This is a genomic window from Brevundimonas sp., from assembly GCF_016742135.1.
Classification (GTDB): domain Bacteria; phylum Pseudomonadota; class Alphaproteobacteria; order Caulobacterales; family Caulobacteraceae; genus Brevundimonas.
Window position 1 is genome coordinate 37,046 of the sequence record NZ_JACVCG010000006.1, and the last position, 15,429, is coordinate 52,474.

Annotated in this window: 13 protein-coding genes; 10 read left to right on the plus strand and 3 right to left on the minus strand. The window is 67.6% G+C overall.

The window, feature by feature from the left end; all coding sequences use genetic code 11:
* Window positions 1-6 precede the first annotated feature (6 nt).
* The 9 genes from hisH (at window position 7) to IBJ06_RS12555 (ending at window position 8,138) form a co-directional block, all read left to right on the plus strand.
* Window positions 7-606 carry an imidazole glycerol phosphate synthase subunit HisH gene (gene hisH / locus IBJ06_RS12515; protein ID WP_292160887.1) on the plus strand — a complete coding sequence of 200 codons (600 nt, stop codon included), beginning with the start codon at window positions 7-9 and terminating at the stop codon, window positions 604-606.
* Window positions 603-1,334 (plus strand): 1-(5-phosphoribosyl)-5-[(5-phosphoribosylamino)methylideneamino]imidazole-4-carboxamide isomerase, encoded by a 732-nt coding sequence (gene hisA, locus IBJ06_RS12520; protein WP_292160889.1) that lies wholly within the window; start codon window positions 603-605, stop codon window positions 1,332-1,334. The genes hisH and hisA overlap by 4 nt, the downstream gene beginning before the upstream one ends.
* A complete protein-coding gene (gene hisF, locus IBJ06_RS12525; RefSeq protein ID WP_292160892.1) occupies window positions 1,331-2,098 on the plus strand; it encodes an imidazole glycerol phosphate synthase subunit HisF in 768 nt (255 codons plus the stop codon). The genes hisA and hisF overlap by 4 nt, the downstream gene beginning before the upstream one ends.
* A complete protein-coding gene (gene hisIE / locus IBJ06_RS12530) occupies window positions 2,095-2,721 on the plus strand; it encodes a bifunctional phosphoribosyl-AMP cyclohydrolase/phosphoribosyl-ATP diphosphatase HisIE (RefSeq protein ID WP_292160895.1) in 627 nt (208 codons plus the stop codon). The genes hisF and hisIE overlap by 4 nt, the downstream gene beginning before the upstream one ends.
* A gap of 50 nt (window positions 2,722-2,771) precedes the next feature.
* On the plus strand, window positions 2,772-4,211 hold the full coding sequence (gene zwf, locus IBJ06_RS12535) for a glucose-6-phosphate dehydrogenase (RefSeq protein ID WP_292160898.1): 1,440 nt from the start codon (window positions 2,772-2,774) through the stop codon (window positions 4,209-4,211).
* Entirely contained in the window at window positions 4,201-4,911 is a 711-nt protein-coding gene (gene pgl, locus IBJ06_RS12540) for a 6-phosphogluconolactonase (protein WP_292160901.1), read from the plus strand. Before zwf ends, pgl begins: the two co-directional genes overlap by 11 nt.
* Window positions 4,908-6,803 carry a phosphogluconate dehydratase gene (edd, locus tag IBJ06_RS12545; RefSeq protein ID WP_292160904.1) on the plus strand — a complete coding sequence of 632 codons (1,896 nt, stop codon included), beginning with the start codon at window positions 4,908-4,910 and terminating at the stop codon, window positions 6,801-6,803. Before pgl ends, edd begins: the two co-directional genes overlap by 4 nt.
* On the plus strand, window positions 6,804-7,772 hold the full coding sequence (gene glk, locus IBJ06_RS12550; RefSeq protein WP_292160907.1) for a glucokinase: 969 nt from the start codon (window positions 6,804-6,806) through the stop codon (window positions 7,770-7,772).
* 75 nt (window positions 7,773-7,847) lie between these two features.
* Entirely contained in the window at window positions 7,848-8,138 is a 291-nt protein-coding gene (locus tag IBJ06_RS12555) for a hypothetical protein (protein ID WP_292160910.1), read from the plus strand.
* Between the two features lie 88 nt (window positions 8,139-8,226).
* Here IBJ06_RS12555 and IBJ06_RS12560 read toward each other — a convergent pair whose 3' ends face one another.
* The 3 genes from IBJ06_RS12560 to IBJ06_RS12570 all read right to left on the minus strand — a co-directional run bounded on the left by IBJ06_RS12560 (window position 8,227) and on the right by IBJ06_RS12570 (window position 13,387).
* Entirely contained in the window at window positions 8,227-9,030 is an 804-nt protein-coding gene (locus IBJ06_RS12560) for a DUF1295 domain-containing protein (protein WP_292160913.1), read from the minus strand.
* 69 nt (window positions 9,031-9,099) lie between these two features.
* Window positions 9,100-12,255: an efflux RND transporter permease subunit gene (locus tag IBJ06_RS12565; RefSeq protein ID WP_292160916.1), complete on the minus strand. Its 3,156-nt coding sequence runs from the start codon at window positions 12,253-12,255 to the stop codon at window positions 9,100-9,102.
* A gap of 10 nt (window positions 12,256-12,265) precedes the next feature.
* On the minus strand, window positions 12,266-13,387 hold the full coding sequence (locus tag IBJ06_RS12570) for an efflux RND transporter periplasmic adaptor subunit (RefSeq protein ID WP_292161059.1): 1,122 nt from the start codon (window positions 13,385-13,387) through the stop codon (window positions 12,266-12,268).
* Between the two features lie 220 nt (window positions 13,388-13,607).
* On the opposite strand from IBJ06_RS12570, the gene lepA reads away from it, so the two are divergent.
* Window positions 13,608-15,428 carry a translation elongation factor 4 gene (gene lepA / locus IBJ06_RS12575; RefSeq protein WP_292160919.1) on the plus strand — a complete coding sequence of 607 codons (1,821 nt, stop codon included), beginning with the start codon at window positions 13,608-13,610 and terminating at the stop codon, window positions 15,426-15,428.
* Window position 15,429: the final 1 nt, after the last annotated feature.

The following is a 15,429-nucleotide window of genomic DNA, read 5'->3' on the forward strand; positions in this document are numbered from 1 at the left end:
GGAACCATGACGGAGGTCACCGTCCTTGCCTATGGCGCCGGCAACACCGCCTCGGTCCAGTTCGCGCTGGAGCGGCTGGGCGCGACCGTGCGCCTGACCGACGACCCTTGCGCAGTGTCAGAGGCCGAGCGACTGGTGCTGCCCGGTGTGGGCGCAGCCGCCTGGGCCATGGGGCGGCTGGATGCGCTGGGGCTGAGCGATCCGATCCGCGCCTTTCCCCGCCCGCTGATCGGCCTGTGTCTGGGCCAGCAGCTGCTGTTCGAGACCAGCGCCGAGGGCGACGCCGCCATGCTGGGCCTGATCCCCGGACAGGTGACCCCGCTTACGCCCGGCCCCGGGCTTACGGTGCCGCACATGGGCTGGTCGGCCCTGTCCGATCTGGCGAACGATCCGCTGACCGAGGGTGTCGAGGACGGGGCCTATGTGTATTTCGTTCACGGCTTTGCCTGCCCGGACGGTCCGGCGACGCTGGCCCGCGCCCGACATGGTGCCCCCTTCCCCGCCATGGTCCGTCAGGGCAACCGCTGGGGCTGCCAGTTTCACCCCGAGCGCTCGTCGACGACGGGCGCCCGCATCCTCTCAAACTTTCTGGCGATCGACGCATGATCCTGTACCCCGCCATCGACCTGAAGGACGGCGTCTGTGTGCGGCTGATGCATGGGCGGTTCGATCAGGTGACCCGCTATGACGACGATCCGGTCGCCCGGCTGACCGCCTTTGCCGAGGCCGGGGCCGAGTGGGTTCACATCGTCGATCTGGACGGGGCCGAGGCCGGACGCGCGGTCCAGCACGACACCCTGTCGCGGCTGGCCAGGACCGGGCGGGTCCGTATCCAGTCCGGCGGCGGGGTGCGCACGCAGGATGACGTGAGCCGTCTGAGGGACGCGGGCGTCGCCCGGGTCGTGGTCGGCTCGCTGGCCGTGACTGCGCCCGACACGGTACGCGGCTGGCTGGAGGATCTGGGGCCCGAGGCCCTGACGCTGGCGCTGGATGTGCGCGTCACCGACGACGGCATCGTCCCTGCGCTGAAGGGCTGGACCGAGGCCGCGCCGCTGGATCTGTGGGCCGTGCTCGACCTCTATCCCGAGGGTGTGTTCCGCCATTTGCTGGTCACCGACATCGGTCGCGACGGCGCCCTGACCGGCCCCAATATCGACCTGCTGGCCCAGATCGTCTGGCGGCGTCCGGACCTGAAGGTCCAGGCCTCGGGCGGGGTGGCTGAGACCTCCGACCTGACGGCCGCGCGCGACGCCGGCTGTGACGGCGCCATCATCGGCCGCGCCCTGTATGAAGGCCGCTTCTCCGTCGAGCAGGCGCTCGAGGCCGTGCGATGACCGCGCGGCGCATCATCCCCTGTCTCGACGTCAAGGACGGCCGGGTGGTCAAGGGCGTTAGGTTCGAGGGCCATGTCGACATGGGCGACGCGGTCGAGCTGGCCCTGCGCTATCGCGATCAGGGCGCCGATGAGCTGGTCTTCTACGACATCACGGCCAGCCCTGAGGGGCGGACCCTGGACTATGGCTGGGTGGCGGACATCGCCCGCGATCTGGACATCCCCTTCTGCGTCGCCGGGGGCATCGCCACCGTGGAGCAGGCCGCGCGATGCCTCGATCACGGGGCCGACAAGGTCTCGGTCAATTCGCGGGCGCTGGCCCGGCCCGAGCTGATCTCCGAGATGGCGGAGCGACTGGGCCGCCAGTGCGTGGTGGTCGGCATCGACAGTCGCCTCATCGACGGCGAGTGGCAGGTGCATCAGTTCACCGGCGATCCCTCGGCCACCAAGCGCACGGGCCGCCGCACCCTGGACTGGATCCTTGAGGCCGAAGCCCTGGGCGCGGGCGAGATCGTGCTCAACGTCATGGACCAGGATGGCGTGCGCAACGGCTATGACATCGCCCAGCTGAAGGCGGCGCGCGAGCGGCTGACCATTCCGCTGGTCGCCTCGGGCGGGGCCGGGGCGCCTGAGCATTTTCGCGAGGTGTTCGAACAGGCCGACGTTTCGGGCGCGCTGGCTGCCAGCGTGTTCCACACGGGCGCCGTCGCCATCCCGGACCTCAAACGCTTTCTCGCCGACGCCGGACAGGAGATCAGGCTGTGACCCTCAATCCCGACACGCTGGATTTCGAAAAAGGCGGCGGCCTGATTCCCGTGGTGGTGCAGGACGCGGCGACGCTGCAGGTGCTGACCCTGGCCTGGATGGATCGCGCCGCGCTGGAGGAAACGCAGGCGAGCGGCGAGGCGACCTTCTTTTCCCGCTCGCGCGGCGGGCGCTGGCGCAAGGGCGAGACCTCGGGCGACCGACTGCATGTCGTTTCGCTCACCCCCGACTGCGACGGCGACGCCCTGGTGCTCAAGGTCCGGCCGATCGGCAATGCCTGTCACCTGGACCGCATCAGCTGTTTCGGCGAGGAGGATGCACCGGGCCTCGGGCGTCTGGGCCGACTGGAGGCGACCATCGCCGCCCGCGCCGACGCTGATCCGAAGACCAGCTGGACGGCCCGCCTGATGGCGGAAGGGCCGAAACGCGCCGCGCAGAAGGTCGGCGAGGAGGGCGTGGAAACAGCGCTGGCGGGCGCGGCCGGCGACACAGACGAGCTTGCGAATGAGGCGGCGGACCTCATCTATCATCTGTTCGTTCTGCTCAGGACGCGTCACATGGTGTTTCAGGACGTGCTCAACGTGTTGGCCCGGCGGGCCGAAACGGCCAAGAACCCTGACTGACGGCGTGCCGCCTCTGGCCGGTGCGCCCGGACGAAGAGACGGAGAGGCGAATGTCGGCCCTGATACTGTTCGGCGGAGGTGGCGATCTGGCGCTGCGCATGCTGCTGCCGTCGCTCTATTTCCTCGACCACGACGGTCTTCTGGATCCCGAGCTGAAGATCATCTCAGCCGCCCGCTCGGACGAAACGCGGGACGACTATATCGCGCGGGTGCGGGCTTCGGTCGAGCCCCGCGCAAAATCGGACGAGGCCTGGGCGGACGACACCTGGGCCCGGCTGGCCGCCCGGCTGGACTATGTGGCGCTCGACGCCACCAGCGCGGACGAGCTGAAGACGTTGAAGGCGAAAATCGGGGATGGCGCTGTAACCGCTTTCATGGCCGTGTCGCCGTCGATCTACGGCCGGATCGTGCCCGCCATGCACGCCGCGGGGCTGGCCGGGCCCGACACTCGCATTGTGCTGGAAAAGCCCGTAGGCTGCGACCTGGAGAGCTTCCGCGAGATCGATGATGCCGTCTCGGCCGTGTTCGACGAAAGCCAGGTGTTCCGCATCGACCACTATCTGGGCAAGGAGACGGTCCAGAACCTGATCGCCCTGCGCTTCGGCAACACCATCTTCGAGCCACTGTGGAACAATCTGACCATCGACCATGTGCAGATCACCGTGGCCGAGACCGTCGGGGTGGGCGACCGCTGGCCCTATTACGACGAGTACGGAGCATTGCGCGACATGCTGCAGAACCACATGCTGCAGCTGCTGTGTCTGGTGGCCATGGAGCCGCCGTCCGACATCGACGCGGACTCGGTGCGAAATGAGAAGGTCAAGGTGCTGCGCAGCCTGAGGCCCATCACCGTCGAGGAGGTGACCCGCGTGACCGCTCGGGGTCAGTACCCGGAGTATCTGAATGAACGGGGCGCGCCGACCGACACGGAGACCTTCGTCGCTATCCGCGCCGACATAGATAATTGGCGCTGGGCGGGCGTGCCCTTCTTCATGCGCACCGGCAAATGCATGGCCGAAAAGCGCACCGAGATCGTGATCCAGTTCAAGCCGGTCCCGCACTCGATCTTCGGGCGGGACGGGTCCAGCTATCGCGGGGTCATCCAGCCCAACCGGATGATTATTGAACTCCAGCCCGACGAGGACATTTCCCTTGAGGTGATGAACAAGCAACCGGGCCTGGACCAGCGCATGCAGCTGCAGCCCATCACCATGAGCCTGTCGTGGGGGCACAATGACCGCAAGGCCCGCCCGCCGCGGCGTCGCATCGCCTATGAGCGGCTGTTGCTGGATGCCATGTCGGGCGACTCCACCCTGTTTGTCCGCCGAGACGAGGCGGAACAGGCGTGGAAATGGGTCGATGAGGTCTCGGATGCCTGGGAGGGGGCGGACATGAAGGTCGAACCCTATGAAACCGGCAGCTGGGGCCCCGAGGCCGCCGACCTGCTGCTGTCCCGCACCGGCCGCCGCTGGAACAGTCATGAGCGTTGAGATCGAAACCTTTGCCCGTCGCGCGGACTGGGCCGCAGCCTGCGCCGCCCGCCTGACCGACGCCCTGGCCGGGGCCCTGAGCGAACGCCCGCGCGCCTTTTTCGCAGGCTCAGGCGGATCGACCCCCGGCCCGATCTATGCCGCGATGAGAAAGGCTGATCTGGACTGGAACCGCGTGACCGTCACCCTGGTCGATGAGCGACACGTCCCGGAAAACTCGCCCGAGTCGAACGCCACCCTTCTGAAGACAAGCCTGCCGGTCGGCCCCGGACAGGCCGACTTCATCCCCCTGTACAGCCCCGCCGTGACCGTCGACCGCGCCGCCGCTGTCGCCACCCACGCCCTGGCTGGCCAGACCGACCGGCTTGACGCGGCCCTGCTGGGCATGGGCGAAGACGGCCATATCCTGTCGATGTTCCCGGAAAGCCCGACGCTGAAGACGCTGCTGATCCCGACCCTGACGCCCGCCATACTCGGCGTGCCGCCCGGTCGCGATGGTATGGCGCCCAGCCGCGAGCGCCTGTCGATGAACCTGCCTTGGCTGATGGCCTGTGGCACCGTGGTCATGGCCCTGACCGGCTCGGCCAAGCGCAAGGTGTTCGAGGATCGCATCATGGCCGATCCCGCCCTTGTCCCCGTCGCGGCGCTGGCCGCCCACATCCCCCACCTGCAAGTCCTCTGGACGGAACAGTCTGAATGACCGACCTCCACCCCACCATCCGCGCGGTCACCGACCGCATCATCGCTCGCAGCCGCGACACGCGCGCCGATTATCTGCGCCGCATGGACGAGGCCGCGACCAGCCGGCCCGGCCGCGCCAAGCTGAGCTGCGCCAACTGGGCCCACGCCTTTGCCGGCGCCCCGGTCCGGGACAAGCTGACGGCCATGACCGGTAGCCAGCCGAACCTTGGCATCGTCACCGCCTATAATGACATGCTGTCGGCGCATCAGCCGTTCGAGCGCTTCCCCGAGGTCGTCCGTCAGGCCGTGCGCGAGGTGAATGCCACCGCCCAGGTCGCCGGCGGCACGCCCGCCATGTGCGATGGGGTGACCCAGGGTCGCCCGGGCATGGAGCTGTCGCTGTTCAGCCGCGACGTGATCGCCATGTCGACCGCCGTCGCCCTGACCCACGATGCGTTTGATGCCGCCCTGTGCCTCGGTGTATGCGACAAGATCGTGCCCGGCCTGTTCATGGGTTCGCTGGCGTTCGGCCATCTGCCCGTCGTGTTTGCCCCCGCCGGTCCCATGCCCAGCGGCATTCCCAATGCTGAAAAGGCGCGGGTGCGCGCCCTCTATGCCCAGAACAAGGTCGATCGTGCGACCCTGCTGGAGAGCGAGGTGGCCAGCTATCATTCGCCGGGCACCTGCACCTTTTACGGCACGGCCAACTCCAACCAGATGATGATGGAGGTGATCGGCCTGCATCTTCCGTCCACGGCCTTTGTTCACCCCGATACCGGCCTCAGGGATGCTCTGACGGCGGCGGCGGCGAAGCGGGCGGTCGAACTGGCCCGGTCGGGCGAGGGCCGGATGAGCCGCGTGGTCGACGAGAAGTCGATCGTCAACGCCATCATCGCCCTGTTGGCCACCGGCGGCTCAACCAACCACGCCATCCATCTGGTCGCCATGGCGCGCGCGGCCGGGGTGCTGATCGACTGGACCGACATGGACGAACTGAGCAGCGCGACGCCGCTTCTGGCCCGGGTCTATCCGAACGGGTCGGCCGATGTGAACGCCTTCCAGGCGGCGGGCGGTGTCGCTTTTGTGGTGCGCGAACTGGCGGAGAACGGGCATCTGCACACCGACGTCACCACCGTCATGGGTGAGGGCCTCCAAGCCTATTACCAGGAGCCCATGCTGGACGAGGACGGGCAGCTGGTCTGGCGCGACGGCGTATCTGAAAGTCTGGATACGGATATTCTGCGCCCTGTCTCCGATCCCTTTCAGAGGGATGGCGGCCTGCGTCTCGTCGAGGGCGCGCTGGGTCGGGCGGTCATCAAGGTCTCGGCGGTCAAGCCCGAACACCGGGTGGTCGAGGCCCCGGCCGCCGTATTCGACACCCAGGAGTCCGCGCTTGAAGCCTTCCGGGAGGGCAAGCTGAACCGCGACGTCATCGTCGTCCTGCGCTTCCAGGGCCCCAAGGCCAACGGCATGCCCGAACTGCACAGCCTGTCACCGGCGCTCGGCATCCTTCAGGATCGCGGCTTCAAGGTCGCCTTTGTCACCGATGGCCGGATGTCGGGTGCGTCGGGCAAGACGCCGGCCGCCATCCACCTCAGCCCCGAAGCCCTCGCGGGCGGGCCCCTTGCTCGCGTGCGCGACGGCGACCTCATCCGGCTCGACCCCGACAAGGGGGAGTTGACCCTAGTGGATTGCCCCGATTTCGCGGATCGCCCCTGCGCCGCGCGCGTCGACACCCACCTTCAGGCCGCCTCATGGGGCTATGGGCGGGAGCTGTTCGGGGCCTTCCGCCATGTGGTCGGCTCGGCCGAGGAAGGCGCCTCCGTCTGCTTTGCCCAGCCTCCTGCCGGGCCGTCGGGCATCGACACACCCCCCGACCCCAATGTGGTCGACCGCACCATGGACGCCTGAATGAGCGACGCTCCCCTGCACCTTGTCGGCGACGTGGGCGGGACCAATGCCCGCTTTGCCCTGTCGCGCACGGTCGATGGCAAGCCGCGCGTCGAGCACCATGCGAGCTTCCCCGCCGAGGACCACCCGACCTTTCTGGACGGCGTGCGGGCTTTTCTGGAGGGGTGTGACTCGCGCCCGGACGGCGGGGTCATTGCGGTCGCCGGACCGGTCACGGATGGCTTCATCGACCTGACCAATTCGCCCTGGCGGGTGTCCGAGCGCGAGCTGGCCAGCCTTGGGGTCGGTCCGATCCGCCTGATCAATGATTTCGAGGCCCTGGCCTGGGCCGCGCCGCTGCTGGAAGGCGACGACCTTGCCCATCTGGGCGGACCCCGTGCGGGCGATCCCCACCAGACGCTGGCGGTACTGGGGCCCGGCACCGGCTTCGGCGTCTCGGCGCTGGCGCGCGACCGTTGGGGCTCGGCCGTGGCCCTGGCGTCGGAGGGCGGCCATGTCGACTTCCCACCGGCGGACGCCATCGAGGACGAGGTGCTGCGGATTCTGCGGCGACGCTACACCCGGGTGTCGATCGAGCGACTGGTCTGCGGACCGGGACTGGTCAATCTGCACCGGGCCCTGGCCGAGATCGACGGTCGACCGACATCGATTAGCGATCCGGCCGAGATCACCCGCGACGCCCTGGCCGATCCGCGCGGCCCCTGCGGGGCGACGCTGGCCCGCTTCTGCGCCATTCTGGGCTCGGTGGCGGGCGACGTCGCCCTGACCACCGGCGCGCGCGGCGGGATCTATATCGCCGGGGGGATCGCCCCGCGCATTCTCGACTTTCTGAAGGCCAGTCCGTTCCGTGAACGGTTCGAGCAAAAAGGACGCTTCACCCCCTATATGCAGGCCATTCCCACCTGGGTGATCCTGCACAAACAGGCGGCCCTGCTGGGAGCCGCGACGGTCGCTGGCCGCGAGGACTGAATTTGTCATCACGGGCGCGTGAACCCTTTGCCACAATCCGGCGTTTGGGTGTCTCAACCGAGGAAGGGACTTCTCATGCGTAAACTGATCATCGCCTCCGCTTCGGCCGTTGCCCTGATGGGGGCCGCCGCCTGCACCGATAGCGCCGCCGAAAAGGAAGCGGACGCCCGCGCTGACGCCATCGAAGCGGAAGCCAATGTCGAGGCCACCCGTCTGGAAAACGCCGCCGACCAGGCCGCGACCGACGCCGAGCGGGATGCCCTGAACGACCGTGCCGATGCCGTACAGGAATCGGCAGAACGTCGCGCCGACGCCGTTGAGGACGCCGCTCGCAACAACCCGAACACTGTGCCCCCCGCACAGTAGGATTTCCGACTGCCGGGGGGTCATGCCCCCGGTCATCCTTCGGAAGGAAAGGCCTCGCCATCCCCCCGGCGGGGCCTTTTTCTGCGCCCTATCCGCTCCGCTTCGGCGGCCAGGGGATGAAGGCGCTGGTGCGGCGCACATAGTCCGCATAGCCGGGCCGCGAGCTGTGGATGGCCTTTTCGGTGATGCCGATGCCCGACCATTTGGTCAGGGTGAAGGTCAGGAAGATCGGCCCAAGGATCGAGGCCAGACCCGGGCCTGTCTCGGCCGCGATCAGATAGAGGCCCCACCAGACGCAGGCATCGCCGAAATAGTTGGGGTGCCGGGTATAGCGCCACAGGCCGGTGTCCAGCACCTTGCCCTTGGTCGAGGGATCGCGCCGAAACGCCGCCAGTTGCGCGTCGCCCACGGTCTCGAAGGCCAGACCCACGACGAACAGGGCCACGCCTGCCCAGCCCAGCCAGCCGACGGGCGGGGTCCCCGCCACCTGGCCCAGCTGCACCGGCAGGGACGTCAGCCAGGCCAGCACCGCCTGGGGCCAGAAAACGAACAGCAGGGCCACCGTCGGCCAGCTCCGGCCTGTCTTCATCTGGCGTCCGATCAGATCGGCATAGCGCCGGTCCTCGCCATGGGCCCGCCAGCGAAGAAACAGATGCAGGCCCAGCCGCACCGCCCATAGTCCGCACAGGCCGACCAACAGGGCGGAACGCAAGGCGTCGCCCTCCGTCCGGGGCCAGGTCACCAGCGCCAGGAACAGCATGGCCATGGGCCAGATGGCGTCGATGAAGCTGACGTCGCGGATCCGTACGGCGACCAGCCACAGCAGGCTCATGACGCCGAGGATCAGCACCAGATTGAGGCCCAGCAGCCATGTGATCTCGGTCAGGGTCATGGGAGCTCTCCGGCAAGGGGGACAATCCCTATACGCTCAGCACCTTCCCAGGGATGCCCGACGCCGCCGTCATCCCTCGTGGTGCTGCCCGCCGAACGTCCGGTCCAGCCGCCGCTCCAGCCGCGTCTTCACCCCGTCGATAAGGCTGAAGGCCGCCGGGATGAAGATCAGTGACAGGGCCGTCGAGGTGATCAGGCCCCCGATCACGGCGACCGCCATAGGACTGCGGAACTCGGTGCCCTCGCCGAACGCCAGCGCGATCGGCAGCATGCCGAGTCCCATGGCCAGCGTCGTCATGATGATCGGCCGGGCCCGCTTGTGAGCCGCGTCGATGATGGCCTCGCGGCGGTTCAGACCGTTCTTCATGGCGATGATGGCGTAGTCGACCAGCAGGATGGAGTTCTTGGCCGCGATTCCCGTCAGCATGATGATGCCGATCAGGGCCGGCATCGACAGCGACTTGCCCGTCACCAGAAGCAGGAAGAAGGCCCCGCCGAACGACACGGGAAGCGCCGCCAGAATGGTGATCGGGTGGAAGAAGCTGCGGAACAGCAGCACCAGCACGACATACATCAGCAGAATGCCGGTCACGATGGCGAAGATGAAGCCGGTCCCGGTCTCCTGCAGATTTTCAAGTTCGCCCGACACGGCCTGGGTGACGCCTTGGGGCAGGTTTTTCATGGCCGGCAGGGCATCGACCCGCTGCGAGGCCTGGCCCAGGGTGATGCCGTTCAGCTCTGCGGTGAGGGTCGCGACGCGCTTGCGGTCCAGACGTTCGATCTGGTTGGGACCGGCCCCGAACGTGATATCGGCGACCGAGGTCAGTGGCACGGAGGCCCCGGACGCGGTCGGGACCCGCAGATTTTCCAGGACACCCAGATCACTGCGGGCTTCCTCGCGCAGCATGACGCGAATGGGAATCTGCCGGTCGCCCAGATTGAATTTGGGCAGCAGTTGATCGGCGTCCCCCAGCGTGGCCACGCGCGCCACCGAGCTGATGTCGGCCGAGGCCACGCCCTGCCGGGCCGCCACATCGCCCTTGGGCGTGATCAGGATTTCAGGGCGAACCAGCGCCGCCGAGGAGATGACATTGGTCAGGCCGGGAATCTGGCGCATCTGGCGCTCGACCGCGGAGGCGGCCTCCTCGAGCGCATCGCCGTCGTCACCCACCAGTTGGATCGAGACCTGGCTACCCTGGCCGTCGGCCCCGAACTGGACACGGGCACCCGGGATGGCGCGCAGCACCGGACCCATTTCCTGCTCAAACGCCTGCTGGCGCAGCGAGCGCTCACTGCGCTTGACCAGGTTGACGGTGATGTTGGCCTTGCGAACCTCGCCCGCCGACCCGCCCCCGCCCGGCCCGAAGCTGACCGAGGCCGAGCCGACCGAGGAATAGACGGACCGTACCTCGGGCCGTTCCAGCAGCGCCGTATTGACGCGCTGCACCACCGAGTCCGTCTCGGCCAGGGTCGAGCCCGGCGGTAGCTGGATGGTGATGCTGGAACGCGACACGTCCTCGGCCGGAATGAATTCGAACGGCAGCATGGCTGCGAGCCCGAACGAGCCGATCAGGAACAGCGTCCCGCCGCCCATGACCCAGATCCGGTGATCGCGGAAGCGGCGCAGCACGCGCCGGCCCAGACGCGGCCTGCGCTCGCCCTCCCCGCCCCGGAAATCATTCAGCACCCAGTTGACCATGACCAGGTAGCGCCTCATCCAGGCCGGGTCGCCGTGCTCCTTGCCCTGGTCGCGCTTGAGCATATAGGCGCCCATCAAGGGGGTCAGAGTCCGCGCCACCACCAGCGAGAAGAAGACGCTGACGCAGGCGGCAATGGCGAAGCTCTTGAAGAACTGGCCGACCACACCGGGCATGAAGCCGGTCGGGGCGAACACGGCCAGCAGGGTCGCCGTGGTCGCGATCACCGCCAGGCCGATTTCGTCGGCCGCCTCGATGGCCGCCGGATAGGGTGCCTTGCCGTCGCGGATGTGGCGGACGATGTTCTCGATCTCGACGATGGCGTCATCCACCAGAATGCCGATGGTCAGCGACAGCGCCAGCAGGGTCACCACGTTCAACGACTGGCCCGTCAGGTCCATGATCCAGAAGGTCGGGATCAGTGACATGGGCATGGCCACGGCCGCGATCAGCGTCGCCCGCCAGTCGCGCAGGAATACGAAGACCACCAGCACCGCGAGGCTCGCGCCCAGCAGCAGGGCTTCGACCGAGGCATGGAAGTTGTTGATCACGTCCGAGGTGGTGTTGGCCACCTCCTCGATGGAGACGTTGTCCAGTTCCGCGTCCAGCGCCTTGATCTCGGCCCGCGTGGTCTCATAGACGTCCAGTTCGGACGACTCCTTGGAGCGGCTGATGCTGAAGCCGACGACCTCGGCGCCGTTATAGCGGGCCCGCCCGCGCGGCTCGGACCATTCATCCACCACCTCGCCCAGATCGCCCAGCCGCACCGAACGATTTCCCACCGGGATCAGGGTCGCGCGCAGGTCCTCGACCGACCGGGCCGAGCCCACGGTACGGATCGCCTGTTCCTCGCCACCGATTTCGCCGCGCCCGCCGGGCAGGTTGATGTTGGAGGCCCGCAGCTGGTTCGAAACCGCCGCCGCCGTAACCCCCTGGGCCGCCAGTTTGGCGGGGTCCAGCTTGATGCGGATCTCGCGGCTGACACCCCCGTCGCGGCTGATCTGGCTGACGCCTTCCACCGACAGCAGTCGCTTGGCGACCGTATTGTCGACGAACCAGCTCAGTTCCTCGGGATTCATACCCGGAGCGCGCACCATATAGGTCGCGATCGGAATCTGGGTGAACTCGATCCGCTGGACGATCGGCTCCTGCACATCGGCCGGCAGGTTCTGGCGAATCCCGGCGATGGCGTTGCGCACGTCATTAGTGGCCTTCTCGAGGTCCACGCCCAGCTGGAAGGTGATGGCCGTCGTCGAGACCGAGTCGTTGACGGTCGAGCTGATGTCATCGACCTCGCCCAGCCCCGCCACAGCATCCTCGACCAGACGCGTAACCTGGGTTTCCAGCTCGGTCGGGGCCGCGCCCGACTGCACCACCGTCACGGCCACGACCGGCAGTTCCACGTCGGGGAAATTGTTCACCGGCAGCCTGAAATAGCTCATCACCCCGGCGACCGTCAGGATGATGAACAGCAGCACCACCGGAATCGGGTTCCGGATCGAGGCCGCCGATATGTTGTTGAAGTTCATCGGGCCGGTCTCAGCTTGCGGTCGCGGCGCGGGCGGTCGGGGCCACCGGCGTTGCCGGCACCACGGTCACCCGGTCACCATCGGCCAGGAAGCCCGCGCCCTTGACCACCACTCGCTGGCCTTCGCTCAGGCCGGTGTCGATGGCCACATTCGGTCCCTCGCGCGCGCCGGTCCGCACCTGCACGAAGCGGACCGTGGAGTCAGTACCCACGACATAGACCCCGGCCTGACCCTCGCGATAGATCACCGCCTCGGAGGGAACGATCAGGGCCGGCTGCTGCCCCAGGGCGATTTCGGCCCGGGCGAACATGCCGCTCCTCAGTTGGCTGCTGCCCTCGATCGCGATACGCGCGATGCCCAGCCGCGTCTGGGGGTCGACCTCGGGCGTCACGATCCGCACCCGGCCGACGGTCGCGCCGTCCGCCCGGTCAGCCGTGACCACGGCGCTCATGCCGGGACGCACCAGGGCCAGATCGGCTTCGGGCACCTGGGCGTCTAGTTCCAGACGCCCGTCACGCACCATGCGGAACAGTTCAGTGCCCGGCTGTACGATCTGGCCGCGGGTGACGCTGCGGCTGATCACGCGGCCCGAGACGGGGGCACGGATCGTGGTCTGGGCCAGGCGGGTGGCGGTTTCAGACCGCGCGGCGCGGGCGGCCTCCAGCTGGGCGGCGGCCGTACGCTGATTGGCCTCGGCCGTGTCCAGAGCCGCCTGGCTGAGATAGCCCCGCTCACGCAGTTCGCGGGCCCGTGCCAGCGCCGCGTCCTGCTGGGCGACCAGGGCCTCCGCGGATTTCACCGAGGCCTCCTGCTGGGTCAGCTGGGCCCTCAGGACGTCGTCGTTCAGCTTGACCATGGGCTGGCCCTGCCGGACATAGCTGCCCTCATCGACATAGACGGCCGTCGCGACCAGCCCGCCGGTCTCGGCGCCGACCGGCACCTCTTCCCAGGCCGAGATGGTCCCCGACACCGTGAGCGTCCGCGCCAGATCGACGCGGGCCACCGTGGTCACTGTCACGGTCTGGCCGGCAACGGGCTCGGTCGCCGCCGCGTCGTCCTCGCCATGGCCCGAGCATGCGCCGAGCGCCGCCAGCCCCAGGATCGCAAAGGCGGCGGCCACCGGCTTCAGCATTGATCTCACGTCCATATCCCCTGTGCGTGGTTCCGGCCTCTGATGCCGGTACGTGAGAGGCGCATCGGCAAGTCGGAACCCGGACGCCGCCTATACCCTGTTCGCGAGCCGTTCTCAAACGAGACCTCGGCCATTACAGCATTGTAATCCGCCTCCGGGGCCTTTCGCGGCGCTTGCGCGAGTTGGCGTCGGCCCGGCCCCATGCTAACCGCGCCGCAGCATGAGCACGCCGCCTCCGACACCCCCGATCGACCGCATCCGCAACTTCTCCGTCGTTGCGCATATTGATCATGGAAAATCAACACTTTCTGACCGGTTGATCCAGTTCACGGGGGGGCTGAGCGCGCGGGAGATGCGCGAGCAGGTGCTGGACAATATGGAGATCGAGCAGGAGCGCGGGATCACCATCAAGGCCCAGACCGTGCGGCTGCACTACAGGGCGAAGGACGGGCTGGATTACGTCCTGAACCTGATGGACACGCCCGGCCACGTCGACTTCGCCTATGAGGTCAGCCGCAGCCTGGCCGCCTGTGAGGGCTCGATCCTGGTGGTCGATGCATCGCAGGGGGTCGAGGCCCAGACCCTCGCGAATGTCTATCAGGCCATCGACAACAACCACGAGATCGTCCCCGTCCTGAACAAGATCGACCTGCCCGCCGCCGAGCCCGAGCGGGTCCGCGAACAGATCGAGGATGTGATCGGCATCGACGCCTCGGACGCCGTCCTCTGTTCGGCCAAGTCCGGCCTCGGCATCGAGGATGTGCTGGAGGCCATCGTCACCCGCCTGCCCGCGCCCAAAGGGGACCCCGACGCCCCGCTCAAGGCCATGCTGGTCGATGCCTGGTACGACCCCTACCTCGGCGTGATCCTGCTGGTCCGGGTCTTCGACGGCCATCTGCGCGCCGGCCAGCGGGTGAAGTTCATGCAGAACGGCTCGACCCATCTGGTCGACCGCGTCGGCGTCTTCCTGCCCAAGAACACCCCGGTCGAGAGCCTCGGCCCGGGCGAGGTCGGCTTCATCACCGCCCAGATCAAGGAGGTCGCCCACGCCGCCGTCGGCGACACCATCACGGATGAAAAGCGCCCCACCGACACCCCGCTCAAGGGCTTCAAGGAAGTCCAGTCGGTGGTCTTCTGCGGCCTGTTCCCGGTGGATGCGGCCGACTTCGAGGACCTGCGCGCCGCCATCGCCCGCCTGCGCCTGAACGACGCCTCATTCACCTATGAGATGGAATCCAGTGCCGCCCTCGGCTTCGGCTTCCGCTGCGGCTTCCTCGGCCTGCTGCACCTCGAGATCATCCAGGAGCGCCTCTCCCGCGAGTTCAACCTCGACCTGATCGCGACCGCCCCCTCGGTGGTCTACAAGATCGGCCTCAGGGACGGCACCACCGTCGACCTGCACAACCCGGCCGACCTGCCCGACGTCATGCAGATCGAGACGATCAGCGAGCCATGGATCAAGGCCACCATCCTGACGCCCGACGAATACCTCGGCGGCGTCATCAAGCTGTGTCAGGACCGCCGCGGCCAGCAGGTGGAACTGTCCTACGTCGGCGCCCGCGCCCTGGTGGTCTATGAGCTGCCGCTGAACGAGGTGGTGTTCGACTTCTACGACCGGCTGAAGTCCATCAGTAAGGGCTATGCCAGCTTTGACTATGAGCTGACCGACTACAAACCCGGCGATCTGGTCAAGATGAACATTCTGGTCAATGGCGAGCCGGTCGATGCCCTCAGCATGCTGGTCCACCGCGCCCGCGCCGAAACCCGCGGCCGCGGCATGGTGGAGAAGATGAAGGAGCTGATCCCGCCCCACATGTTCCAGATCCCGATCCAGGCCGCCATCGGCGGCAAGATCATCGCCCGCGAAACCGTCCGCGCCCTCAGGAAGGACGTGACGTCGAAGTGTTACGGCGGCGACGCCACCCGCAAGAAGAAGCTGCTGGAGAAGCAGAAGGCCGGCAAGAAGCGCATGCGCCAGTTCGGCAAGGTCGAGATCCCGCAGGAGGCGTTCATCGCGGCGCTGAAGATGGACGAGGATTGAG